The organism is Mesorhizobium sp. WSM4306 (assembly GCF_007003975.1).
GTDB lineage: Bacteria > Pseudomonadota > Alphaproteobacteria > Rhizobiales > Rhizobiaceae > Mesorhizobium.
In genome coordinates, this window is record NZ_VFTC01000015.1 from 51774 (window position 1) to 76063 (window position 24290).

The window sequence follows — 24290 nt, forward strand, 5'->3', positions numbered from 1 at the left end:
GTAACCGTCGATCAGCCGTTGTACGGCTGGAGCTTGGCTTCGACCGGCACCTTCGGATCGGTGGCGTTCTCGGTCACCACATAGTCGAGCGGGAACTTGCTGCCTTCCTTGGCGGCCACCCACTGCGTGCCGATGATCGGGCCGGGCGAGACATTCGCGACCGGGCCGCTGGTGAAATCGACCTTGCCGATCATGGTCTCGGTCTTGAGCGTGCTCAGCGCCTTGGCCACCGCCGCCTTGTCCTTGGCGTCGGTGCTTGCCTTGAGGGCTTCGAAGCCGGCGTCGAGCAGCGACATCGAAGCGCCGAGCTGCTGCGTCCATTGCTTGCCGCTGGCGGCCTCATAGCCATCGGCAAGTTCGGCTCCCGAAACACCGGTCAGCGGCGACTTGTAGGGGAAGGCCTTGTGCCAGTAGGCTGCGCTCGAAATCTTCATGCCGAGGTCACCGAGCGCCTCGATGTCGGACGGGAACAGTCCGGTCTTGGCGACCTGGGCGATCTTGATTTGCCGGGTTAGGCCCTGCTGCGCCGCCTGGCGCCAGAAGGCGGCGAAATCCGGCGGGATCGGGAAGGAGTTGAAGATCTCGACGCCTTCCTGCTTGAACAGCGCGATCTGCGAGGAATAATCGGTGGTGCCGGTCTCATACGCGCCGGGATCGACGATGGTGAAACCTTGCTTGGCCAGCAACGGCGCCAGATGGGCGCGGATGGCGTTGCCGTCGGCGTCGTTCGGATACATGACACCGACCTTCTTGTTGGTCTCGATCAGGTTCCACTGCGAGACATAGGCCCTGAAGAACTCGTCGACGCCGAAGCCGAAATGATAGGTCCACTTGAACGGCGAGGGCGCGCCTGGCTTGGCGCCGCGGCCGAAATACCAGGCTTCCCAGGGCATGACCGTTGACAGGCACGGCACGCCGGCGGCCTCGCAGGCGTCGGCGACCGGATTGATGACCTCGGGCGTCGACACGGCGAGCATCAGGTCGATGGCCTGGTTGTTGATCAGGTCCTTGGCGAGCTGTCCGGCGCGGGACGGATCGGACTGCGTGTCCTGGTCGAGGATCTCGACACTGTATTTCTTGCCGCCAAGTTCGATGCCGTTGGCCAGCGCCTTGCGGGCAAGGTCGAGCACATAGCCGTCGGTCTCGCCGAAGCCGGCGAGCGGCCCGGTGCGCGGGCTGACGAAGCCGACCTTTAGCGTGTCGGCGGCTTGCGCGAAAGCTTTGCCGCGGCTGAGCGCAAGGGCTGCGCCGCCGGCCAGCGATGTGGCGATGAACTGGCGCCGCGAGACGCCGGATTTGCTTGAGGTCATGCTGATATTCCTCCCTTTCCTGGCGGTGCCTGGAGGCGACCGCCGGCCTGCTCAAAATCGGTGCCGCCCTTATTCAGATCGGATATCGCCCCGGCTGGCTCTGAAGCGGCAGCGGAACGCCGCCAATGCCGATAACGGCACGATTTCGATCCTCCCATCGTCACAGTGCCCTAGGTGTTTGGTTTGGTAAAATGATATTTTGCGGTGTTTCGTTAACCCTGGGGTTACGATAATTGCACCCGGGATCGCGTCGCCGAAACTGACTGTTTGCTGTGCCGGCGCGAAGGACGACTGCCTCAGCTGCCTCGGCGGGCTGCCTCGCGGATGGTTTTCAGCAGGATGGCGAAGGCCGGCGAGGGGGCCGTGTCGGTCCGCATCGTCAGCCCGACAGGTCCCTTGGTTTCCTCGGTATTGACCGGCAGAGCGACGAAGGCGCCGCTGGAGATTTCATTGGCGACGACGCCGGTCGAGATGATCCAGACGGCATCGCTTTGCCGCAGGAAGGCGCGGCCGAAGGAATCCGAGACGGTCTCGATTTCGGTCGCCGGCGCGGTCATACCATTGGTGATGAACAGGCGGTCGACGAACGGGCGGATGACCGATTCCCGGGTCGGCATCAGCACCGGAAACTCATCGAGGCGGGCGAAGATGTCCTGGCCCGGCTGCGCCAAGGGGTGGCCGGCCCGCACCACGAACAGAACCTGTTCGGAATAGAGATGCTCGAAGAAGAAGCCGGTCATGTTTTCCGGTGCCGCCAGCCGGCCGACAACAAGATCGAGCGCGCCGACGCGCAACTGTTCGAGCAGGACGGCATTCTCACCGGTGACGATCTTGATCGCCGCTCCCGTATTTTCACTCAGGAACAGACTCATGGCGAGCGGCATGACCCTGGCCGACACTGTGGGCAGCGCGCCGATACGGATCGGATGGCGGTTGATGGCGCCGTCCTGGCGGACGGAATCGACGCCACGCTTCAAGGCGGTGATCGCCGTTCCGGCATGACCGAGGAAGATTTCGCCGAGCCGTGTCACCCTGATGCCGCGGCCGTCGCGTTCGACGACTGCGATGCCAAGCGCCTCTTCCAGTTCGCGCAGCGTCTTGGTCACCGCCGGCGGACTGACGTGAAGAAAGTCGGCTGCCCTCGCCACGCTGCCTTGCCGCGCTACCTCAAGGAAAGCCTGCAGGTGACGGAACCTTATGCGGCTTTCGGACATGGTTCTCATAACCTCCCAGTTAATGAAACGGCGCAAAATATCATTTTACCAAACCAAATGCCTTGTGCAATGTGAACACGGAGGATCGAAATCGTGCCATTCGTCAACATTGGCGGCATCACGCTGCACCATCGCAACTTCAAGGCGAATGGGAACGCGCGGCCAGTCGTGTTTATCAATTCGCTCGGTACCGACTTCCGCATCTGGGACGAAGTGGTGTCTGACTTGAACGCTGACATGCCCTTGCTGGTTTACGACAAGCGCGGCCACGGTCTTTCCGACATTGGCGGCATCGCCTCGATCGACGATCATGTCGACGATCTCTCCGGCCTCATCGATCATTTCGGGCTGACTAATGTCGTGCTCTGCGGCCTGTCGGTCGGCGGCCTGGTCGCGCAAGGGTTCTATGCAAGGCGGCCCGACATAGTCGAAGGTCTCATCCTGTGCGACACGGCGCACAAGATCGGCACCGCCGACAGCTGGAACACCCGAATAGCAACCGTCGAAAGCAAAGGCATCCAGGCCATCGCCGACGCAGTGCTTAAACTGTGGTTCACCCCGGCCTTCCACGCGGACCGTATCGCCGAGCTTGACGGCTACTGGAACATGATGACCCGGCAAGCCGTCGCCGGTTATGTCGGCACCTGCGCCGCAGTGCGCGACGCCGATTTCACCGAGGTCGCTCAGGCTATCGCGATTCCTACGCTTTGCGTCGTCGGTGACCAGGACGGCTCGACGCCGCCGGACCTGGTTCGCTGGCTGGCAGAACTCATTCCCGGCGCGCGCTTCGAGATCATTCGGGATGCCGGCCACATTCCTTGCGTCGAGCAGCCCGGTGCGCTGACCGCCCTGATCCGAGAATTTCTCGCGTCGCTTCCTCAGAGAAAGCAGATCCATGGATGAAGTGTCCAAGACCATGACCAGATACCGGACCGGTCTGACGGTGCGGCGCTCGGTGCTCGGCGACCCGCATGTCGACCGCAGCGAGGATGCCGTCACCGATTTCGACCGGCCGTTCCAGGAGCTGATCACCGAGGCAGCCTGGGGGACGGTGTGGGCGCGGCCGGGTTTCAGCAAGCGCGAGCGCTCGATCGTGACGCTGGCCCTGCTCGCCGCACTCGGTCATGATGAAGAGGTCGCCATGCATGTGCGCGCCACCGCCAACACCGGCGCCTCGCGTGACGACATCTGCGAAGCGTTCCTGCATGTGGCGATCTACGCCGGCGTGCCGGCGGCCAACCGCGCCTTCAGGATCGCCAAGGAGGTGTTTTCGGAAATGGACGGAAGCAGGAATGGCCATGCCAGCTGATGCGGGCTCGAACCGCAGGCCCGAGACCGGTGCCTTCTTCCAGCGCGACCGCAACTGGCATCCGCCGGCGCTGACGCCGGACTACAAGACATCGGTGCTGCGCTCGCCGCAGAAGGCGCTGCTGGCCTTCGACAACACGGCGTCGGAAATCACCGGCCCGGTGTTCGGCCACGCCATTCTGGGCGAACTCGATGCCGACCTCATCCACAATTTCGCCAAGCCCGGCGAGAGCGCTATCGGCGAGCGCATCATCGTCTATGGGCGGGTGCTCGACGAGCGCGGCGTTGGCGTCTCGGGCGCGCTGCTCGAATTCTGGCAGGCCAATGCCGGTGGCCGCTACCGCCACAAGAAGGACGGGTATCTGGCGCCGCTCGATCCGAATTTCGGCGGCTGCGGCCGCACCATCACCGACGATGAGGGCGGCTATGCCTTTCGCACCGTCAAGCCCGGTCCCTATCCCTGGCCGAATGGCCCCAATGACTGGCGTCCCTCGCACATCCATTTCTCGGTGTTCGGCCACGGCTTTGCGCAACGTCTGATCACGCAGATGTATTTCGAGGGCGACCCGCTGATCTGGCGCTGCCCGATCGTGCGTGGCATCCGCGACAGGGCGGCCGTCGAGACGCTGATCGCCGCACTCGATATGCAGGCGACGATCCCCTTCGACGCGCGCGCCTACAAGTTCGACATCGTGCTGCGCGGACGCCGCGCCTCGATGTTCGAAAATCGGCCGGAGGGCAATTGATGGCACAGTCGCTCAGCCGGCTGAAGGAGAGCCCGTCGCAGACGGCGGGGCCTTACGTGCATATCGGGCTGACGCCGAATTTCGGCGGCATCGGTGGCGTGTATGCCAGCGACCTCGGCGCGACCATGCTCAACGACAAGACCAAGGGCGAGCGCATTGGTTTGCGTATCCGCGTGCTCGACGGCACCGGCACGCCGCTCCGGGATTCCCTGATCGAAATCTGGCAGGCGGATGCGAAGGGGTTCTACAATTCGCCAGCCGAATTACGCGGCGATGCCGATCCGGATTTTCAGGGGTGGGGCCGTCAGCCGACCGACATGGAAACCGGCCTGTGCAGCTTCGAGACGATCAAGCCGGGCCGCGTGCCGTTTGGCGACGGGCGGCTTATGGCGCCGCATATCAGCCTGTGGATAGTGGCGCGGGGCATCAACATCGGCCTCCACACACGGCTCTATTTCTCCGACGAGCAGAAGGCCAATGCCGCAGACCCGATCCTCGCCCGCATCGAGCACAAGGTGCGCGTGCCGACGCTGATCGCCGAGCGGCAAGGTGATATCTATATTTTCGATGTCCATCTCCAGGGGGAGAAGGAAACGGTCTTCTTCGACAGCTAGGAGACCCTTCGCATGACCGTATCGCCCTTCGACCATCCGCTGCTGTCCGGCCTTCTCGGCGACGAGGAGGCGGCACGGTATTTTTCCGCCGACGCGGAAATCGCCGCCATGCTCGATTTCGAGCGCGCGCTGGCGGAAGCGGAAGCCGAAAGCGGGATCATCGGCAAGGACGCCGCGGCGGCAATTGTCGCTGTCCTGTCGTCCTACAAGCCGGATACCGCGCGGCTGCGCGCCGGTGTGGCCAAGGACGGCGTGATCGTGCCCGAACTGGTGCGCCAATTGAAGGCAGCGGTCGGTGCGCCGCACGAGACCAGCGTGCATTTCGGCGCAACCAGCCAGGATGTCGTCGACACTGGCCTGGTGCTTCGGCTGCGCCGCGTGATCGACCATCTCGATCTCTTGCTGATTGAAAACATCGTGCGGCTTACGGCGTTGGAAGAGCGTTTCGGGGGCAGGACATTGACCGGGATGACACGGATGCAGGTGGCGATCCCAATAAAAGTGTCGGACCGCGTCGCAGCGTGGCGGGCACCGCTACAGCGGCATCAGCAGAGATTGTCGCAACAGTCGCGACGTTTGCTCGTAGTGCAATTTGGCGGCGCCGCCGGCACGCTGGAGAAGTTCGGCGACAAGGGCCCCGCGGTGCGCGCGGCTCTTGCCGCAAAGCTCGGCCTTGGCGATGCGCCGCAATGGCACAGCCAGCGCGATGCGCTGGCCGAATTCGCCAGCTTGCTGTCGCTCATCACCGGCAGCCTCGGCAAGTTCGGCCAGGACATCGCGCTGATGGCGCAGGCCGGCTCTGAGATCATGCTGTCCGGCGGCGGCGGCTCGTCGGCCATGCCACACAAGCAGAACCCGGTGAAGGCCGAAGCGCTGGTGGCGCTGGCGCGCTTCAACGCCACGCAGCTTTCCGGCATGCACCAGGCGCTGGCGCATGAGCAGGAGCGCTCGGGCGCTGCGTGGACGCTGGAATGGCTGCTTCTGCCGCAAATGGCGGTTGCGACCGCGGCTGCACTACGGCTCGCTGCGGAGCTCGCCGGAGAGATCGAAAGCCTGGGGCACTGATGCGTACAAAGATCGTCATTGTCGGTTCCGGGCCGTCCGGCCTGCTGCTCGGCCAACTGCTCAGCGGCATCGGCGTCGAGACGGTGATCCTCGAGCGTTCGAGCCGGGAGCATGTGCTTGGCCGCGTGCGGGCAGGCGTGCTCGAACAAGGCACCGTCGAGTTGCTGGAGGAAGCGGGCGCCGCGGCAAGGCTGCATGCCGAGGGCCTGCTGCACGCCGGCATTTCGCTTGCCTTCGGCGGCAGCCTGCACAGGCTTGATCTCACGGCGCTGACCGGCGGCAAGCACGTCACCGTCTATGGCCAGACGGAAGTGACGCACGATCTGATGGACAAGCGCGAGGCGGCGGGGCTCACCACCGTCTACGAAGCGTCCAATGTCGCGCTGCATGGCTTCGACGGTGAAGCGCCTTACGTCACCTATGACAAGGATGGCGTCAGCCTTCGCATCGACTGCGACTTCATCGCCGGTTGCGACGGCTATCACGGCGTCAGCCGCAAATCGGCGCCCGAGCGCGCGCTGAAAACCTTCGAGCGGACCTATCCGTTCGGCTGGCTCGGCGTGCTGGCTGAGGTACCACCGGCCGATCACGAACTGGTCTATGCCAATCACGAGCGCGGCTTTGCGCTGTGCTCGATGCGCTCGACCCATCGCAGCCGCTATTATGTGCAGGTCCCGGCCGACGAGCGGGTCGAGGCGTGGTCGGATGACCGCTTCTGGGATGAGCTTCGCCGCCGCTTGCCGGAACCAACGGCAGCTGCCGTCGTCACCGGGCCGTCCTTCGAAAAGTCGATCGCGCCGCTGCGCTCCTTCGTTGCCGAGCCGCTGCGCTTTGGCCGGCTGTTCCTGGTCGGCGACGCCGCCCACATCGTGCCGCCGACCGGCGCCAAGGGGCTCAACCTCGCTGCCAGCGACGTGCGCTATCTCTTTGCCGGACTTCGCGAATTCTACCTGGACAAATCACTGGGCGGGCTCGACGCCTATTCGGCCAAGGCGCTGGCGCGAGTCTGGAAGGCGGTGCGCTTCTCCTGGTGGATGACAACGATGCTGCACCGCTTTCCCGACACCGGCGAGTTCGGCCAGCGCATCCAGGAGGCCGAACTCGACTATCTCGTGCATTCGCAAGCGGCGTCGACCGCGCTGGCCGAGAATTATGTCGGTTTACCGTATTGAGGGCGGTGCGATCTCAAACCCGCTCGAGCGCCACAGCGATGCCTTGGCCCACACCGATGCACATGGTGGCCAGCGCATAACGGCCGCCGCGTTCGCGCAGCTCCAGCGCCGCGGTGCCGGTGATGCGCGCGCCCGACATGCCGAGCGGATGGCCAAGCGCGATGGCGCCGCCATTGGGGTTGACGTAATCCGCGTCCTCGCCGATGCCGAGTTGGCGCAGCACGGCGATACCTTGCGAGGCGAAGGCTTCGTTGAGTTCGATGACATCGAATTGTTGTGGCGTCAGGCCGAGCCGGGCACAGAGCTTTTTCGTCGCCGGCGCCGGGCCGATGCCCATGATGCGCGGCGCCACGCCGGCCGCGGCACCACCGAGGATGCGGGCAATCGGCGTCAGGCCGTATTTTTTCATAGCCGCTTCCGAGGCGACGATCAGCGCCGCGGCGCCATCGTTGACGCCCGACGCATTGCCGGCGGTGACCGTGCCGCCCTGCCGGAACGGCGTCGGCAGCTTGGCCAAAGTCTCGACCGTGGTGCCCGCGCGGGGATGCTCGTCCTTGGAGACGATGACCACATCGCCCTTTTTCTGCGGGATCGTCACCAGAGTGATCTCCTTCGCCAGCCGGCCATTGGCCTGCGCAGCGACGGCCTTGTCCTGGCTGCGCACGGCGAACGCATCTTGGTCGGCGCGCGACACCGAAAAATCCTCGGCGACGTTCTCGCCCGTTTCGGGCATGGAATCGACGCCGTATTGCTTCTTCATCAGCGGGTTGATGAAACGCCAGCCGATGGTGGTGTCGTAAATCTCGGCGTGGCGCGAAAAGGCGGTCTCGGCCTTGGGCATGACGAAGGGCGCGCGGCTCATCGATTCGACGCCGCCGGCAATCATCAGCTCAGCCTCGCCGGCCTTGATGGCGCGAGCGGCGATGGTGACGGCATCCATGCCGGAACCGCACAGGCGATTGACGGTCGAGCCGGGAACCTCCTTCGGCAGTCCGGCCAGCAGCAACGACATGCGCGCCACATTGCGATTGTCCTCGCCGGCCTGGTTGGCGCAGCCGTAGACGACGTCGTCGACCGCCTGCCAGTCGATGCCGGCATTGCGCTCGATCAGCGCCTTCAGCGGGATGGCGCCGAGGTCGTCCGCGCGCACTGAGGAAAGCGAGCCGCCGAAGCGGCCGATCGGGGTGCGGATGTAGTCGCAGATGAAGGCCTCGGCCATGTCATGCAGCCTTTTCTTTTCCGCTTCCTTCATGCGCCGCCTTGGTGCGGGCTTGCAGGTCGCGCAATGTCGTCAGTTCCAGCGTGGTTGGCGCCGGCGTCTCTTCCAGTGCATCCGCGAATTTCACCACCCAGCCGCAGGTGTCCTGCACCTGCTGCCGCGTCACGCCGGGATGCAGCGACACCACGGTGAATTCCTTGCTCACCGGGTCCGGCTTCCAGATGGCGAGGTCGGTGATCAGCAGCGTTGGCCCTGCGGTGTCGATGCCGAGGCGCTGGCGGTGGTCGCCGCCGTCGCCATGGCCGAAGGAGGTGAAGAAGTCGATCTTCTCGACCATGCCGCGCTTGGTCTGCGCCATGGTGATGTAGATCTCCTTCGACGAGGTAGCGATCTCCGGCGCGCCGCCGCCGCCGGGCAGCCGGGTCTTGGGATGCGCATAGTCGCCGATGACGGTGGTGTTGATGTTGCCGAATTTGTCGAGCTGGGCAGCACCGAGGAAGCCGATGGAGATGCGGCCGCCCTGCAGCCAGTAGCGGAACATTTCGGGCACCGAGACGGTGGTGACGGCGGTGTCGCAGAGTTCACCGTCGCCGATCGACAGCGGCAAAACATCGGGCGCGGTGCCGATGGTGCCGCTTTCATAAATCAGCGTGATGTCGGGCGCATGCGTCAGCCGCGCGACGTTGCAGGCGGCCGACGGCGCGCCGATGCCGACGAAGCAGACATCGTCGTTCTTCAAGGCGCGGCTGGCGGCGATGGTCATCATCTCATTGGGGGTGAAACCGCTCATGCCGCACTCCTCAGATGTTCGACTCGGGCCGCGAAATCATCGGCCGTGCGTTCGATGACATTGGCCTGCATCCAGGCCTGGAATTTGTCTCGGTCGGCGGCGATCTCGTCCCATTCGAGATAGGCGGCATTGTCGCGGGCATAATAGCCGTGCGTGTAGGAGGGGTGCGAGCCGCCGGGCACGACGGAGATCGCAGCGATGGTCCAGCGCGGCAGCACGGTGAGGTTGGGGTGCAGGTCGTCGAAATCGTCGACCACTTCCTCGACCGTCACCACGGCGCGTTTTGCTGCAAGCACCGCTTCCTTCTGGATGCCGACAATGCCTTCGACCAGCACATTGCCCTTTTTGTCGGCCTTCTGGGCGTGGATGAAGGTGACGTCCGGGCGGATCGAAGGAACGGCGGCCAGCACCTCGCCGGTGAACGGGCAGGTGACCGACTTGATGTTCGGATTGACCCCGACAAGCCCGGCGCCGCGATAGCCGCGGAACACTGCGCAGGGCAGGCCGGCCGCACCCGCCTCATAGGCATTGGCCATGCCGGCGTGGCTATGCTCCTCGATCTCGATCGACCGGGGAAAGCCGTTCTCGATGGAATCGCGGGCGCGCCGCAGCAGGCCGACGCCGGGATTGCCGACATAGGAGAAGACGATCTTCTTCGCCATGCCCATGCCGATCATCTGGTCGTAGATCAGGTCAGGGGTCATGCGGATAAGGGTGAGGTCGCGAAAGCCCTGGCGGATCGCCTCATGCGCCGCCGCCGTCGGGATCAGATGGGTGAAGCCCTCGAAGGCGACCGCATCGCCATCGTGCAGGTTCTCGGCCACGGCCTGTTTGAGCGGCAGGAATTTGACCATCGCAGGAACTCCGGAATGAGAAAAGTTCGTATTGCGAACAATTGTTTTGTATGAGATACTCTTACGCCAAGCCGCCATGTCGAGTCAATGGCGACAGATTGTTTCGCGGAGGCCGCATGGACGACGAGGGAACGGCGCGCGACCATGTCGGTTCGCTGGAGCGCGGCCTTGCGGTCATGGAGATCCTTGCCCGGCATCCGGCCGGCATGACGCTGACTGAGATGGCGGAGGAAGCTGGGCTGACCCGCGCCGGTGCGCGTCGCTTCCTGCTGACGCTGACCGCGACGGGCTACGCGACGCAAGCCGGACGGCTGTTTTCGCTTTCGCCGCGTCTGTTGACCATTGTCCGGACCTGGCTCGGCGGCGCCTCGTTGTGGACCTTCGCGGCGCCGATCCTGCGAGAGGTGGCGGGGCAGTTCAATGAGGCCTGCAACGCGGCGGTGCTTTCGGGCGAGGAGGTCGTCTATGTCGCACGCATTCCCGGCCGGCGCATCCTCAGCGTGTCGCTCGATGTCGGCACCAGGCTGCCGGCGTATTGCACCTCAATGGGGCGAGTTCTGCTTGCGGGGCTCGCGCCGGACGAACTGAAGTCCTTCCTTGCCGAAGCAAGGATCGAGCGGCGGACGCCGAAGACGATCACCAGCCGCGCAGCACTTGGCAAGGCGATCGACGCCGCAAGGGCGGGTGGCTTTGCCATCGTCGATGAGGAACTGGAGCTCGGCCTGCGATCGATCGCCGTGCCGATTGCTGACCGATCCGGGCGGACGGTGGCGGCAATCAACATGTCGACCCAGTCGGCGCGGTTTTCGGTGGCAGAGATGGAGCGGGATATCCTGCCGGTGCTGCGCAATGCCAAGCAGCGCGTCGAGGAATTTTTCTTCGTCTGACCGGAGTGCGACCTATCCGAAGCCTGGCGCTGCCTTGGTTCTGATGGGAATTGATGGAGCGGACCTTGGCTGATCCGCCGGCCATGGCGTTATATCCTGTCCTCTAGTGGAGGAATGGATGGCAGGCCAGGGTTTCGAGCCGGATGTAAGGGTTCGCACCAGCGAATACCGGATCGGCTGCATCGGCGCCGGCATGATCATGGCCGAATGCCATCTCGCCGCCTATGCCCAAGCCGGTTTCCCAGTGGTGGCGATCGCCTCGCGGACCAAGGCCAGCGCCGAGAAAGTGGCGACGCGCTGGAGCATTGCGACCGTTCACGACATGCCCGAGCAACTAATCGAGGACGAGCGGGTCGAGATCGTCGACCTTGCCTTTCCACCCGACCAGCAGCCGGCGCTGATCCGCCATGCGCTGAAGCAGCCACACATCAAGGCGGTCCTGGCGCAGAAGCCGTTGGCGCTTTCGGTCGAGGAAGCGGTCAAGCTACGCGATGAAGCAGCAAAATCCGGCAAGATCCTCTCGGTCAACAGAACATGCGCTACGACCAGTCGATGCGCGTCTTGAAGCAGATCATCGACAGCGGCGCGCTGGGCGAGATCGTCTTTGCTCAGATCGACATGCACGCGATCCCGCACTGGCAGACTTTCCTCGCGGACTACGACCGGCTGACGCTTGCCAATATGAGCGTGCACCATCTCGATGTGCTGCGCTTCCTGTTCGGCGATCCCTCGGAGATCACCACGCTGACGCGCAAGGATCCGCGCACGACATTCGACCATTCCGACGGGATTACCGTGTCAACACTGCGCTTTCCCTCCGGCGTGCTAGCCGTGTCACTGGAGGATGTCTGGTCCGGTCCGCGCCAGGAAGGCTACGAGGACGACCAGCACATCAACTGGCGCGTCGACGGCACCAAGGGTGTCGCCAAAGGAACGATCGGCTGGCCGAAGGGCGTTGCCTCGACCCTGACCTATGCCTCGACCGAGACGACCGGCGGCAAGTGGGTCAGCCCGAGCTGGGAGACGATGTGGTTCCCGCATGCTTTCATCGGCGTGATGGAACAATTGCAGCATGCGCTGAAGACCGGCACGCCGCCCGCGCTGTCGGTCGCCGACAACGTCAAGACGATGGCGCTGGTCGAGGCGGGCTACCGCTCGATGGCGGAGGGCCGCACCGTCAAGCTGTCCGAGATTTCGATCGACTGAACATGTTGCCGCCCAAATAGCGGGCGGCTGAATCGCTTACCGGGAGGAGTTCATATCATGATGCAGGCAGGGATCTTCACCGGCTATTTCCCCTATGAGCTCGCGGAGTCCGCCCGACGCATCCGTGCGCTCGGCTTCAACACGGTGCAGCTCGATCTGCATTTCCGCGATATCGACCTGTCAGCCGGGCGGATCACGAGGGATAAGGCGAGGACGGTGCGCGACACGTTCCGCGACCACAATCTGCCGGTCTGCTGTATCTCGGGCTACACCAACATCATCCACCCGGATAAAGGCGAGCGCGAGAAACGCGTCGGCTACCTCAAGGAGATTATCCGCAACGCGCGCAACTTCGGCTCGCCCTATGTGATCTCCGAGACCGGCACCTACAACACCGAATCCGACTGGGTGCATCACCCTAGGAACAAGACCGAGGAGGGGTTCGAGGAATGCCGCAAGGTGATCTCGGATCTTGCCCAGACCGCCTATGACCATGGCGCGGTGTTCCTGCTCGAAATCTATGTCAACAATGTCGTCGGCTCTGTCGAGGAGACGGTAAAAATGTTCGCGCAGGTCGACCATCCCGGCCTTGGCCTTTTGATGGACCCGACCAATTATTTCGAAGCGCACAACATCGACCGCATGGACCAGGTGCTGAACCAGGTGTTCGACACGCTGACCGACAAGATCCGGATTGCGCATGCCAAGGATGTGAAGCGCTCCGGCAGCGACAAGACGGAGAAGCATGCCGATATCGGCGATGCCGATGCACATGAAGGGCTGACCTTTCGCGGTGTCGGCGAGATCGAACTGCCGGCGCCCGGTCTCGGGTCGCTGAACTACGATCTCTATCTGAGGCGGCTCAGCGAAAAGCACCCGAATATTCCTGTTATCATCGAGCATCTGACCGAGGATGATGTGCCGCGCGCGAAAACATTTCTCGACGGGAAATTTCGCGCCAACGGTCTGTAGGGATCGGGCGGGAGGTGACGATGGTGGCCAGGACAAAGCGCGATTACAGCCTCGTCGGCGAAAGCACCCGCAGGGCGATCGAAACCGGATTGGCCTCGGCCGAGTGGTATCACACCGATGTGCCGCGCAAGGCGATGAAGGAGCTGATGCAGCGCTCCGACGGGCCGGCGATCCGCGATACCGTCATCTGGATCGCTGCGATCCTGGGTTCTGCCGCCGGCATCGTCTGGTTCTGGGGTACGTGGTGGGTGGTGCCATTCCTGCTCGTCTATGGCGTGCTCTACGGCTCGTCGAGCGACTCGCGCTGGCATGAAGGTGGCCATGGCACGGCTTTCCGCACGCGCTGGATGAACGATGTCGTCTACGAGATTGCCAGCTTCATGGTGGTGCGCAATCCGGTGCAGTGGCGCTGGAGCCATGCCCGGCATCACACCGATACCGTCATCGTCGGGCGCGATGCCGAGATCGCCGTCATGCGGCCGCCAAACCTGATCAAGGCGGCGCTCGCCTTCACCGGCATTCTCGATTTCCGCTATTCGCTGCCGATCCTGGTGCGCCAGGCGTTCGGCAAGCTATCTGACGATGAAAAGAGCTACATTCCGGAAAGCGAACAGGGCAAGGCCATCATGGCGGCGCGCTGGCATGTGGCCATCTATGCGGCGGCGATTGCCGCCGCGATTGCGCTAAAATCGTGGCTGCCGTTGGTGTTGATCGGTATGCCACGCCTCTATGGCAGCTGGCACATGGTGCTGACCGGACTGCTGCAGCATATCGGGTTGGCCGACAATGTCGTCGACCATCGGCTGAACAGCCGCACCGTCTACATGAACCCGGTCAGCCGCTTCATCTACTGGAACATGAATTATCATGTCGAACATCACATGTTCCCGATGGTGCCCTATCACGCGCTGCCGAGGCTGCACGAACTGATCAAGCACGATCTGCCGGTGGCGAACCCGTCGATGTGGCATGCCTATCGCGAAGTCTGGCCGGTGCTGCTGAAACAGCTGCGATATGAGGACTATTTCCTCAAGCGCGAATTGCCGCCGACGGCGCGGCCCTATCGCGGTGAGTTTCACGAGGTCGATATGTCGGCGGCGGCGGAGTAGCCGCTGCCTATGAACCCAGCTATCCGGCCTGTCTCGTGGCCGGTAAGGTGATCGGGAAATCAATTCCAGCAAACAGGGACATAAGATGAGCCGAAAGAGACCGACGGTGGCCGATTTACGCGCCATGAAGGGCAAGCGCCAGCTGACCATGCTGCGCGTTTTGACCATGGACGAAGCCGAGGCCGCCGAGCGGGCAGGGGTGGACATCGTCTCGGTGCCGCCGGAACTGGGCTCAACCCGCAATACCGCGATGCGGCGCCCAGCCTGTTCACCATGCCGGGCGAGAATTTTTACGAGATCGGCACGGCGGACGATTTCCTGCGCTGGGCGTTCAGGCTCTACAAGGCGGGCGCCGACGCGGTCTATTGCAGCGCCGGCTTCGCCACCGTGAAGCGGCTCGCCGACGATGCCATCCCCGTCATCGGCCATGTCGGTCTCATTCCGTCGCGTGCGACCTGGACCGGCGGTTTCAAGGCCGTCGGCAAGACCGCCGACACCGCCATGCAAATCTTCGAGGCGGTCAAGCAGTATGAGGCCGTCGGCGCGCTCGGCGCCGAGATCGAAGTGGTGCCGGTCGAGGTGGCGAAGGCGATCTCGGAGCGCACCTCGCTGATCATGCTGTCGATGGGAGCGGGCACCGGCTGTGATGCGCAATACCTGTTCGCCGACGACATTCTCGGCCAGAACCGGGGCCACATGCCGCGCCATTCCAAGGTCTATCGCAATTTCGCCGCCGAATACGACCGGCTGCAAGCGGAGCGCGTGGCGGCGTTTTCCGAATATGTCGCCGACGTCAACAGCGGCGCCTATCCGGAAGACAAGCATGTGGTGCGCATGGACCCGGCCGAGCTCAGCCAATTCATGAAAAGGGTGGATGAAAAGGCCTGAACTCGCCGATCTGGCCTGGTCGCTGTTACGCCCGCCAACCGCCGTTGGCGAGCGAGGCGTAAAGCGGCTCGGCGTCCGGGCCGAGCGGCCTGTCTTCCCTGAGGCTTGCCACGTGCGCGCGCACCGCCGCATGAATGACTCCTGTCGCCGGCGCCAGCGTCAGGCCTTCGCGCAAATCGACCGCCTGTGCTGCCGCCATCAGCTCAAAGGCGATCAACCGTCTCCACAGGCCGATCATGCCGGCGCATTTCGTAACAGCGAGCAGCGTCTGCGTCGCATGGTCCTCGACGCCTTCCGAGACCGGCAGGAAGTCGAGCATCACGGGATTGGCCTTGTGGCGGATGGCGGCGAGGATCGCCGTGACTGTCTTTTGCAGCGGCACGAAGCCGGCGGACGCGCCGCCGATTGGCGACAAATATTTGGGCAGGCCGTTGCGGCCGGAGCCGGTGAGTTGGACGAAGCGTGCGGCCGTTGCGGCTGAGGCCTGCGCGATGGCGAGGCCAAGCGTCTCGAAAGCGAGTGCCATCGAGGCGGTGTGGAAATTGCCTGTCGACAAGACCAAACTGTCCTCTCCGAGTACCAGCGGATTGTCGGCGGCGGAGTTGAGCTCGATTTCCACCGCAAGCCTTGCATTGTCGATCGCCTGGATCAGCGCGCCGTGTATCGACGGCATGCAGCGGACCGAAAGCGGATCCTGCAAGGTGGCGGACGGCGGTTGCTCGTCGCGGGCGAGCAGATCGCGTAGCTCCTTTGCCGCAAGCTGCTGGCAGGCCGCCGGACGCGCCAGATGCAGGCGCGGATCGAGGATGGTACGGTTGGCGCCAAGTGCCTCCATCGTCAGTGCTCCGGCTTGCTGCTGTTGTTCAAAGGCTGAGAGGGCATCAGCGAGCGCCAGTGCGCCGGCGCCCGTCGAGACCGCCGAAGCATTGATCAACGACAGTCCGTCTTTGGGCGCCAGGCTGACCGGCGCCAGCCGCGCCATCATCAATGCCTTTGCGGAAGGCATGCGCCGGCCTTGGTAGTCAGCCTCGCCCTCCGCAATCAGCGTGCGGGCTATCGCGGTCATCAGCAGCAGGTCGCCGGCGCCGATTGAACCTAGAGACGGCATCACAGGATGCACGCCCGCATTGAGCGCGTCGACAAGGGCGGTCAAAACCGCCGGCGAAATACCCGAGCCGCCAACCGAGAACATCGCGGCGCGCGCCAGCATTGTCGCCCGCACCGCCTCTTGCGGCAGCGGTTCGCCGACAGCGCCGCTGCGGCCTTCCAGCAGCTGGCGCTGGAAGGCGCTGGCGTCGCCTTCCACCGATGTACCGAGATTGGCGCCGAGCCCGGTGTTGAGGCCGTAGATCTGCTGGCCGGACGCGGCGGCCTGGTCAAGCACTTTGCGGGCTCTGCAGAGCCTCTCGATGACGGCGGGCTCGACCTCGACCTTGCGGCCGCCACGGGCGACGGCCGCGACATCCTCGACGCTGACGCCTGCGCCGCTGAGGACGAGCGCGCTCATGCGAAGCGCAGCCTCTGGCCTATGCCCTTGTCCGCGGCCTTGGCCAGCATTGCCTTGCCCAGCGCAATGTCGGAGAGCGACAGGCCGCGATGCCAGAACAGGATCGTCTCGTCGTCGCTCTCGCGCCCGGCTTTCAGGCCGGCAGCGATCTGGCCGAGTTCGGCATGCAGCGTCTTTTCGCTCAGCCGTCCGGTCTCGACATGGGCGCGCAGCGAACCGAACTTGCCGCCCTTGCACTGGCCCCAATCGTCGACGACCATTTTCTGCATGATGTCGGTCAGCGACAGCTCCACCGCGCTCATCGTACCATAGGGCACGACGAAAGCGCCGGGCTTGATCCATTCGGTCTTGAGCAGCGGCTGCGGTTCCGAAAGCCGCGAGGCCTCGACGACGATGTCGGCGCCCTTGACGCAGCTTTCCCAGTCAGCGACCGCGGTGACCGTCTTGCCGAGATCGGCGGAGAGTTTGGCGGCGAAACCGTCGCGGCTGTCCGGGCGGCGCGAATGGACGCGGATCTCGTCGAAATCGAAGAGATGGTCGAGCAGGCGCACGTTCCAATAGGCGGTGCCTCGCGCGCCGATATGGGCCAGCACCTTCGTGTTCTTGCGCGCCAGATGCTTGGCGCCGATGGCGGTGATGGCGCCGGTGCGCATGTCGGTGATGACGGTGGCGTCGAGAATGGCGCGCGGCGTGCCGGTGCGCGGATCGAACAGGTTCAGGATGCCGAATTCCGAGGGCAGGCCGTGCAGATAATTGTCGACATAGTCGCCGACGATTTTCACGCCAGCCGCATCGAGCGGCGCGACGTAGCCGCGCAGAACGTTGAAATGGCCGTGGAAGGAGGGATCAGGCTCGAGATGGACGCGCGGCTCGATCACTGTCTGGCCTTTGCCTTGCGCGATAAGCCCGGCCTCGACGGCGGCGATGATTTCACCGTCGGTCATCTCAAGGGCTTCGATATCGAGGGCATTGAGGTAGTCGATATAGATCGGCTTCATCCAGGCTCCTTGCCGCTAAGGCGCCAATCCATAACAGGCCGCGCGCCGACACGGAAGTTTGTTGGCTAGGCTCTGGACTGGGCCAGCCATATGCTGTTCAACGCGGTTCGTCATGACTGCCGTTCCCGACACCGAAGCCTCCACTGAGACCGCCAGCAATGCGCGGCGCGTGGCGCTGATCGTCGCCATCGCGTTTTTCATGCAGCTGCTGGATTCGACGATCATCTCGACCTCGCTGCCGCAGATGGGCCAATCCTTCGGCGTGCCGGCGGTGGCGATGAGCATCGGCATCACCGTCTATATGCTGACCATGGCGGTGTTCGTGCCGCTGTCGGGCTGGCTTGCCGACCGTTTTGGCGCGCGCAACATCTTCCTGCTGGCGATCGTTCTGTTCACGCTGGCCTCGCTGGCCTGCGGCTTCTCGCAAAGTCTCCCTCAATTCGTCGCCGCCCGCGTCGCGCAGGGCCTGGGCAGCGCGCTGATGACGCCGGTCGGGCGCATTCTCGTGCTGCGCAATGCGCCGAAGTCGGAGTTGCTCAACGCCACGGCGCTGATCACCTGGCCGGCGCTGTTCGCGCCTGTCGTCGGGCCGGTGCTCGGTGGCTTCATTACCACGTATCTCTCCTGGCACTGGAACTTCTTCATCAACATCCCGCTTGGGCTGATCGGGCTGGCGCTGGTCGCCCGCTTCATTCCGGGCGACCGCGAGGCCGATCCCAAGCCTTTGGATTGGCCGGGATTTTTCCTGACGTCGTTGGGGCTCGCGCTGCTGCTCTGTGGCCTGGAACGCATCGCGCATCCCGAGGATGGCGCCTTGCCGACGGTGCTGCTGGTTGCCGCCGGCATCTTCATCGGCTGGCTGGCGGCGCGGCATCTCAGGCGCGCGCCGCATCCGCTGCTCGATCTCAGCGCATTCAAGGTGCTGACCTTCGCCATCTCGACGCTTGCCGCCGGCACCATTTTTCGGGTGGCGATCAACGCCACGCCGTTCCTGCTGCCGCTGCTGTTCCAGGTCGGCTTCGGGCTTTCGCCAGTCGATGCCGGCCTGATGATCCTGGCCTATTTCCTTGGCAATCTCGGCATGAAGACGGTGACGACGCCGACGCTCCGGCGTTTCGGTTTTCGCACGGTGATGGTCGTGAACGGCATCATCGCGTCGGCCTCGATCATGGCCTGCGCGGCGATCTCGCCTGAGACGCCGCAGGCGCTGGTCGTGGCGCTGATGCTGGTCGCCGGCCTGTCACGCTCGATGCAGTTCACTGCGCTCAACACGCTGGCCTTCGCGGATATCGATGCCACGCAGCGCAGCTCGGCAGCGACGCTATCTTCCATGCTGCAGCAGATAGCGATGCTGTTCGGTGTTGCGGTGGCGGCGGCGATCCTCAATCTGTCGCAGATCGTCAGGGACAGGCCGGCGCTGGACCTCATCGATTTTCGCATCGCCTTCCTGGTCATCGGCGCCATCGGGCTGGTGGCGGCGTTGCGGTTCCTGGTGCTGCCGCCTGGTGCGGGCGCCGAGGTTTCCGGCCACGCTCTGAAGAATTGACGTCGAATTCTTCCGCCGCGAAACTTGAATCGGCAAAAGGTTAGGCACGTTTGCTCGAGATCTGATTCAACGACCTGTTCCACCGATTCAACGAAGGGAAATGCCATGGCCGCGACAAGACTCCTCAGCGATGCCGATGTCGAGAAAATCCCGGTCGTCAAGACGGTGTTCGACGACATCCGCGCCACCCGCAAGTCCGATTTCGTCAACAATTTCTGGCGCGGGCTGGCCAATGATCCGGCCTTGCTGAAACGGACCTGGGAACAGGTGAAGGTGGTGATGGCCACGGAGAGCGCCATCGATCCGCTGACCAAGGAGATGATCTATATCGCCGTGTCGACCGCCAACGGCTGCTCCTACTGCGTCCATTCGCATACGGCCGCCGCTCGCGCCAAGGGCATGAACGATGCGCAGCATAGCGAACTGGTATCGATCATCGGGCTCGCCGGGCAGACCAACCATCTGGTGACGGCAATGCAGATCCCGGTCGATCCGCAGTTCGAGGTGAAATAAGCTCTTATCCTTCTCCCCTTGTGGGGTGAGAAGCGGTCCGCTTTAGCGGACGAAAAGCCAATTGCTTGGCTTTTCGAGCTTCGAACGCCCTGAGCCTGCGAAGGGCCGGGAGGTGGCCCGATCCACCTGCCGGGTCCCCGCTGCTTTGCAGCGTCCCGGCGTTCGCCGGCCTTTCATCGTGCCGCTGGCACGATGAATTCGCCTTCGGCGAACCGGCTGCTCACCCCACAGGGGGAGAAGGGGAAGTCTGCGCTTATACCGGCCGATAAACCTTCTCGGCCGTGTTCCAGAAAATATCCGCCTCTGCGGCCGCGCCGTGTTTTGCCACGGTTGCACGGTGCGCCTCGATGAGTTCAGCGTGGCTGGTCCACAGCTTCTCGATCGGGAAGTTCGAGCCGAACATCAGGTGGTCGCTACCCAGAATGTCGATCGCATTGTCGACGATGTAGGCGATCAGATCCGGGTCGTTGCGATGGACGAAGGTGCCGAGGCCAGACAGCTTGGCGTAGAAGTTCGGCGCGGCGGCAAGCGTGCGCAGGCCGGCTTTCCAGGCTTCGGTGGTTTCCGGCTCCATGCCGGTCAGCATGCCGGCATGGGTGAGGATGAAATTGGTCTGCGGGTTCTCGCCGACCAGCGTCAGCCCGTCCTTCATCTGGGCGGGGAAAAGCTGCAGGTCGAAGGACAGACCATAATCCTTCAGCCGCGCGACATTGGCGCGCACGTTCGGGTCGATGACCTGGTCGGCCGAGGCGGCGAAGCGGAAGGCCGGCGTCTCATGCCAGTGTAGCTGCATGCGCACGCCGCGCAGCAGGGGGTATTTCATCAGCCGGTCGATCTGGTGCCGGACGTCGTCCACGGTCATGTCGGCATAGCCGACGATGGCATGCGGCCAGCCGGTCTCGTCAGCGGTCTTCTGCAGGAAGGCGACTTCCTTCTCGAAATCTTCCTTGGCCCAGTTGGTCTGGACATAGACCGCCTTTTCGACGCCGGCGCCTTTCTGGTCTTCGAGGAATTCGCCGATCGGATAGTCGCGGCGGATCGGTTCGTACGGGCCGAAGATGCGCGGCACCATCGGCCCGACAAGCCAGGGCTGATCCTGCTGGCGCCAGATGTGGAAATGCGCGTCGATGGCTTTCTGCATCACGAAACCCTTTTCCAGATTGTCGTTGCCGCGGGGGCATGGCGGGCGAGCGACAGGATGAAATCGGTGAGGCTTTTCACCGACGAGCCGTCGATGAGATCGTCGAGGTCAGGCAGGATGGCACGCAGCGCCACCGTCGCCGGCTGGAAGCGCGGATCGCCGGCCAAAGGTGTTGCCAGCGAAAGCCGGAAGGCGCGGGCGCTCAGGCGGCGTATCGCGGTTTCGAGATCGGCATGGTCGCCGCGTTCCAGCGCGTCCGACAGGATGACCACTGCGGCACCGCGCGCGAAGGCCGAGAAGCGCGGCACTGAGAGAAAGGCGAGCAGCGTCGGCCCCATGCGCGTGCCGCCATCCCAGTCGTCGACCAGTGCAGCGGCGCGCGCCAGCGCTTGGTCGCGGTCGCGGATGCGCAGTGCCGAGGTGATGCGGGTAAGACGCGTGCCGAAGGTGAAGATTTCCGCGCGGTCGGCGCCTTGCACGGTCGCATGCGCCAGTTTGAGATAGTCGGCAGTATGCAGCTTCATCGAGCCGGAGATATCGATCAAGAGCAGCAGCTTGCGCGGCACGGTCTGGCGGCGGCGAAGCTGCGGTGAGGGGATATCGCCGTCGGCGCTGACGATCTCGCTGAGCGAGCGGCGCAGATCGAGCGTGCCGCGCGAACGGGTGCGCACCGTGCGAAAGGAGCGGCGGGCCGGCAAAGCGGAGGCCAGCTTGCGGCGGAAGGGGACAAGGCCGTCATCGTCGCGCTGGAAGTCGCGGCTGCTCAGCTGTTCGACCGCCGACGACAATTCGCCACCTTTCTCCTGGCGCGTGGTCTGGTTCTTTTCCTCGCGCGTGCCGTGATCGTCCTTGATGCGGGATTCCTCGTCTTCTTCGCCTGCGATCGAGGGTCTGGCGTCGCCATAGAAATGGCTGCGGAAATGCGCTTCGAATTCGTTGCGGCGGTCGGGTGAGGGCGCGAGCGTTGCGAGCGCCGCCTCGCGAATGTCGGCCATGGAGCGCGGGCCGAGCAGGGTGACCGCCTGCATGAAGCTGGAGACTTGCTCGGGTGCGATGGGAAACGCGTGGTGGCGCAGTAGCCTAGCGAAGTCTAGGAACGTTGCGGCGGCCTGGGGGAGTTTTTCTGAATGCCTCATTCCTTCGCACCCCCCTCTGTCCTGCCGGACATCTCCCCCACGAGGGGGGAGATCAGCGGTTTCGCCGACGGCGCCCAATCTTCAACGTTGGAGATTTGTGAAGGCCGAAGTGACATCCAATCTCCCCCCTCGTGGGGGAGATGTCCGGCAGGACAGAGGGGGGCGCTGTCCCGCCAGCTTTGCCGAATGAAGCCCCGGCTCACACCAGCGCCTCCTCGACAATCCGGCCAAGCTCCGGTGCGATCGCGGACAAATCCTCTTCGTCCTTGATCAGCACGCCGATGGCGCGGCGGAAGGCTTGCGGCCATGGACTGCCGCCCTTTTCGAGGATAGTTGCGGCGTTGGCCCATTCGACGGCCTCCGAGATGCCGGGCGGCTTGGCCAGCGGCCGGGCGCGGATCTCCTGCACGGCATTGGCGACCGCACGCGCGGTGGCCTCGGCGACATCGCCGGCGCGCAGCATGATGATCTCGGCTTCTCGCTTTGCATCGGGGTAGCCGATCCAATGATAGACGCAGCGGCGGCGCAGCGCTTCCGCCAGCTCCCGGCTGCGGTTGGAGGTCAGGATGACGATCGGCTGCGCTTCGGCGCGAACGGTGCCGCGTTCGGGAATGCTGATCTGGAAGTCGGAGAGAAATTCCAGAAGCAGCGCTTCGAACTCATGGTCTGAACGGTCGATCTCGTCGACCAGCAGCACGCGCTGCCGAGGCGCCCGCAGCACCTGCAGCAGCGGCCGGGCGATCAGAAAACGGTCGTCATAGATGTCGATCTCGTGCTCGCCGGCATGGCGGATGGCGAGCAGCTGGCGCTGGTAGTTCCATTCGTAGAGCGCATGCGCGGCATCGATGCCTTCATAGCATTGCAGCCGCACCAGATCGCGGCCGAGAGCTTCGGCGATGGCGTTCGCCGCTTCCGTCTTGCCGACGCCCGGCGCGCCTTCGAGCAGCAGCGGCTTGCCGAGCCGAATGGCGAGGAAGATGGCGGTGGCAAGACTGTCGTCGGCGAGATAGCGGAAGGCGGCGAGATGCTGCGCCACCGCCTCCGGTGAGGTCGCGACAGTCTCGGCATTCACCTCCGGCATTTCCAGTCCTCAGTTCGCCGATTGCGCCTTAAGCGCGCGCAGGATGCGCTCCGGCGTGATCGGCAGCGTGTCGATACGCACGCCGACGGCGTCGAAGACGGCATTGGCCACCGCTGGTATCTGCGGGTTGGCGCACATCTCGCCCGGGCCTTTGGCGCCATAGGGCCCGTCGGCGGACGGTCGCTCCAGCACGATGATCTCCGTCTCGGCGAGGTCGCCAGGCCCCGGCATCAGATACTGGTTGAAGTCGGTGCCGCCATGGTCGCGGTTGGGATAGTAGGGCTCGGTCGTTTCGTAGAGCGCGTGGCTGATGCCCATCCACGAGCCGCCGACCAGTTGCTGCTCGACCATTCTCGGGTTCAGCGCGCGGCCGATCTCGAAAATGTTCTTCACCGTCAGCACCGTCACTTCGCCAGTCTCGTCGTCGACCTCGACCTCGGCCACCGTGCAGGCGTGGGCGTAGCAGGTCGACGGCTTCATCGCACCGGTTTCCTTCTCCGGATAGGAGCGCGGGATCAGGAACATACCGCGCCCGGAGATGGAACGGCCGCGCTTGAAATGCGCCGACAGCGCGACATCGAAGATCGAGATCGACTTTTGCGGTGCGCCCTTGACCAGTATGTTGCCTTCGCCATCGGTCTCGAGGTCGGAGGCGTTCACTTCCAGCTCTTCCGCCGCCACTTCCAGCATCACCTGGCGGGCTTCCTTGGCGGCCTGGATGACGGCATTGCCTGCGCGGTGCGTGCCGCGCGAGGCGAAGGTGCCCATGCAGTGCGGGCCGGTGTCGGTGTCGGCGGTGTCGATGATGACGCGGTCGGTGGGCACACCTATCGTCTCGGCGCAGATCTGCGCCATGATCTGCTTCAGGCCCTGGCCGAGATCGACCGAGGATAGCGTCACCATGAAATTGCCGGTCGGTGTCGAATGCACCAGCGCCTGGGTCGGGTCGCCACCGAGATTCATGCCCGTGGGATAGTTGATCGCGGCGACGCCGCGTCCGCGCCGGATCGCCAT

At 64.0% G+C, this 24290-nt stretch carries 22 protein-coding genes and 2 pseudogenes; 13 read left to right on the plus strand and 11 right to left on the minus strand.

Features of this window, described 5'->3' with window-relative positions; genetic code table 11:
• Positions 1 to 11 precede the first annotated feature (11 nt).
• The gene (locus FJV77_RS18515) at positions 12 to 1310 is read right to left on the minus strand and encodes an ABC transporter substrate-binding protein (protein ID WP_142868205.1); all 1299 of its coding nucleotides are present in this window, start codon (positions 1308 to 1310) and stop codon (positions 12 to 14) included.
• A gap of 296 nt (positions 1311 to 1606) precedes the next feature.
• Entirely contained in the window at positions 1607 to 2524 is a 918-nt protein-coding gene (pcaQ, locus tag FJV77_RS18520) for a pca operon transcription factor PcaQ (protein WP_142868206.1), read from the minus strand.
• 93 nt (positions 2525 to 2617) lie between these two features.
• Between pcaQ and pcaD the strand changes: the two genes are divergently transcribed.
• The 6 genes from pcaD to pobA are packed head-to-tail and all read left to right on the plus strand — an operon-like array spanning position 2618 to position 7429.
• Entirely contained in the window at positions 2618 to 3427 is an 810-nt protein-coding gene (gene pcaD, locus FJV77_RS18525; protein WP_142868207.1) for a 3-oxoadipate enol-lactonase, read from the plus strand.
• Positions 3420 to 3833 (plus strand): 4-carboxymuconolactone decarboxylase, encoded by a 414-nt coding sequence (pcaC, locus tag FJV77_RS18530; RefSeq protein ID WP_142868208.1) that lies wholly within the window; start codon positions 3420 to 3422, stop codon positions 3831 to 3833. Before pcaD ends, pcaC begins: the two co-directional genes overlap by 8 nt.
• Positions 3823 to 4578 carry a protocatechuate 3,4-dioxygenase subunit beta gene (gene pcaH / locus FJV77_RS18535; RefSeq protein ID WP_142868209.1) on the plus strand — a complete coding sequence of 252 codons (756 nt, stop codon included), beginning with the start codon at positions 3823 to 3825 and terminating at the stop codon, positions 4576 to 4578. The genes pcaC and pcaH overlap by 11 nt, the downstream gene beginning before the upstream one ends.
• The gene (gene pcaG, locus FJV77_RS18540; RefSeq protein WP_142868210.1) at positions 4578 to 5192 is read left to right on the plus strand and encodes a protocatechuate 3,4-dioxygenase subunit alpha; all 615 of its coding nucleotides are present in this window, start codon (positions 4578 to 4580) and stop codon (positions 5190 to 5192) included. Before pcaH ends, pcaG begins: the two co-directional genes overlap by 1 nt.
• A 12-nt stretch (positions 5193 to 5204) precedes the next feature.
• The gene (locus tag FJV77_RS18545; RefSeq protein WP_142868211.1) at positions 5205 to 6257 is read left to right on the plus strand and encodes a 3-carboxy-cis,cis-muconate cycloisomerase; all 1053 of its coding nucleotides are present in this window, start codon (positions 5205 to 5207) and stop codon (positions 6255 to 6257) included.
• Positions 6257 to 7429 (plus strand): 4-hydroxybenzoate 3-monooxygenase, encoded by a 1173-nt coding sequence (pobA, locus tag FJV77_RS18550; RefSeq protein WP_142868212.1) that lies wholly within the window; start codon positions 6257 to 6259, stop codon positions 7427 to 7429. The genes FJV77_RS18545 and pobA overlap by 1 nt, the downstream gene beginning before the upstream one ends.
• Positions 7430 to 7442: 13 nt before the next feature.
• Here pobA and pcaF read toward each other — a convergent pair whose 3' ends face one another.
• From pcaF to FJV77_RS18565, 3 genes are read right to left on the minus strand one after another with little or no spacing between them, the layout of a single operon-like run.
• On the minus strand, positions 7443 to 8648 hold the full coding sequence (gene pcaF, locus FJV77_RS18555; protein WP_142868287.1) for a 3-oxoadipyl-CoA thiolase: 1206 nt from the start codon (positions 8646 to 8648) through the stop codon (positions 7443 to 7445).
• A gap of 1 nt (position 8649) precedes the next feature.
• Positions 8650 to 9438 carry a CoA-transferase subunit beta gene (locus tag FJV77_RS18560; protein WP_142868213.1) on the minus strand — a complete coding sequence of 263 codons (789 nt, stop codon included), beginning with the start codon at positions 9436 to 9438 and terminating at the stop codon, positions 8650 to 8652.
• Positions 9435 to 10292, minus strand: coding sequence for a CoA-transferase (locus FJV77_RS18565; protein WP_142868214.1), 858 nt, complete (start codon positions 10290 to 10292; stop codon positions 9435 to 9437). Before FJV77_RS18565 ends, FJV77_RS18560 begins: the two co-directional genes overlap by 4 nt.
• Positions 10293 to 10408: 116 nt before the next feature.
• Here FJV77_RS18565 and FJV77_RS18570 point away from each other — a divergent pair, with 116 nt between their 5' ends.
• The 5 genes and pseudogenes from FJV77_RS18570 to FJV77_RS18590 all read left to right on the plus strand — a co-directional run bounded on the left by FJV77_RS18570 (position 10409) and on the right by FJV77_RS18590 (position 15354).
• On the plus strand, positions 10409 to 11179 hold the full coding sequence (locus FJV77_RS18570; RefSeq protein ID WP_142868215.1) for an IclR family transcriptional regulator C-terminal domain-containing protein: 771 nt from the start codon (positions 10409 to 10411) through the stop codon (positions 11177 to 11179).
• Positions 11180 to 11297: 118 nt separating this feature from the next.
• A pseudogene (locus FJV77_RS18575) lies at positions 11298 to 12385 on the plus strand (Gfo/Idh/MocA family oxidoreductase).
• A gap of 57 nt (positions 12386 to 12442) precedes the next feature.
• Complete coding sequence (locus FJV77_RS18580) at positions 12443 to 13357, plus strand: sugar phosphate isomerase/epimerase (protein ID WP_142868216.1); 915 nt, start codon at positions 12443 to 12445, stop codon at positions 13355 to 13357.
• A gap of 20 nt (positions 13358 to 13377) precedes the next feature.
• Positions 13378 to 14466 (plus strand): fatty acid desaturase family protein, encoded by a 1089-nt coding sequence (locus FJV77_RS18585; RefSeq protein WP_142868217.1) that lies wholly within the window; start codon positions 13378 to 13380, stop codon positions 14464 to 14466.
• An 85-nt stretch (positions 14467 to 14551) separates the two neighbouring features.
• Positions 14552 to 15354, plus strand: a pseudogene (locus tag FJV77_RS18590) (3-methyl-2-oxobutanoate hydroxymethyltransferase).
• Between the two features lie 25 nt (positions 15355 to 15379).
• On the opposite strand, the gene hutH reads toward FJV77_RS18590, so the two are convergent.
• Positions 15380 to 16861, minus strand: coding sequence for a histidine ammonia-lyase (gene hutH / locus FJV77_RS18595; RefSeq protein ID WP_142868218.1), 1482 nt, complete (start codon positions 16859 to 16861; stop codon positions 15380 to 15382).
• Positions 16858 to 17859: an ornithine cyclodeaminase family protein gene (locus FJV77_RS18600; protein WP_142868219.1), complete on the minus strand. Its 1002-nt coding sequence runs from the start codon at positions 17857 to 17859 to the stop codon at positions 16858 to 16860. Before FJV77_RS18600 ends, hutH begins: the two co-directional genes overlap by 4 nt.
• A 112-nt stretch (positions 17860 to 17971) precedes the next feature.
• Here FJV77_RS18600 and FJV77_RS18605 point away from each other — a divergent pair, with 112 nt between their 5' ends.
• Both FJV77_RS18605 and FJV77_RS18610 read left to right on the plus strand, forming a co-directional pair.
• Positions 17972 to 19405 carry a DHA2 family efflux MFS transporter permease subunit gene (locus tag FJV77_RS18605; RefSeq protein WP_142868220.1) on the plus strand — a complete coding sequence of 478 codons (1434 nt, stop codon included), beginning with the start codon at positions 17972 to 17974 and terminating at the stop codon, positions 19403 to 19405.
• A 105-nt stretch (positions 19406 to 19510) separates the two neighbouring features.
• Positions 19511 to 19918, plus strand: coding sequence for a carboxymuconolactone decarboxylase family protein (locus FJV77_RS18610; RefSeq protein WP_142868221.1), 408 nt, complete (start codon positions 19511 to 19513; stop codon positions 19916 to 19918).
• Positions 19919 to 20171: 253 nt separating this feature from the next.
• On the opposite strand, the gene FJV77_RS18615 is transcribed toward FJV77_RS18610, so the two are convergent.
• The 4 genes from FJV77_RS18615 to FJV77_RS33285 form a co-directional block, all read right to left on the minus strand.
• A complete protein-coding gene (locus FJV77_RS18615) occupies positions 20172 to 21059 on the minus strand; it encodes an amidohydrolase (RefSeq protein WP_185970376.1) in 888 nt (295 codons plus the stop codon).
• Positions 21059 to 22195 (minus strand): VWA domain-containing protein, encoded by a 1137-nt coding sequence (locus tag FJV77_RS18620; RefSeq protein WP_142868223.1) that lies wholly within the window; start codon positions 22193 to 22195, stop codon positions 21059 to 21061. Before FJV77_RS18620 ends, FJV77_RS18615 begins: the two co-directional genes overlap by 1 nt.
• A 199-nt stretch (positions 22196 to 22394) precedes the next feature.
• Positions 22395 to 23276 (minus strand): MoxR family ATPase, encoded by an 882-nt coding sequence (locus FJV77_RS18630; RefSeq protein WP_142868224.1) that lies wholly within the window; start codon positions 23274 to 23276, stop codon positions 22395 to 22397.
• 9 nt (positions 23277 to 23285) lie between these two features.
• On the minus strand, positions 23286 to 24290 hold the full coding sequence (locus FJV77_RS33285; protein WP_142868225.1) for a molybdopterin cofactor-binding domain-containing protein: 1005 nt from the start codon (positions 24288 to 24290) through the stop codon (positions 23286 to 23288).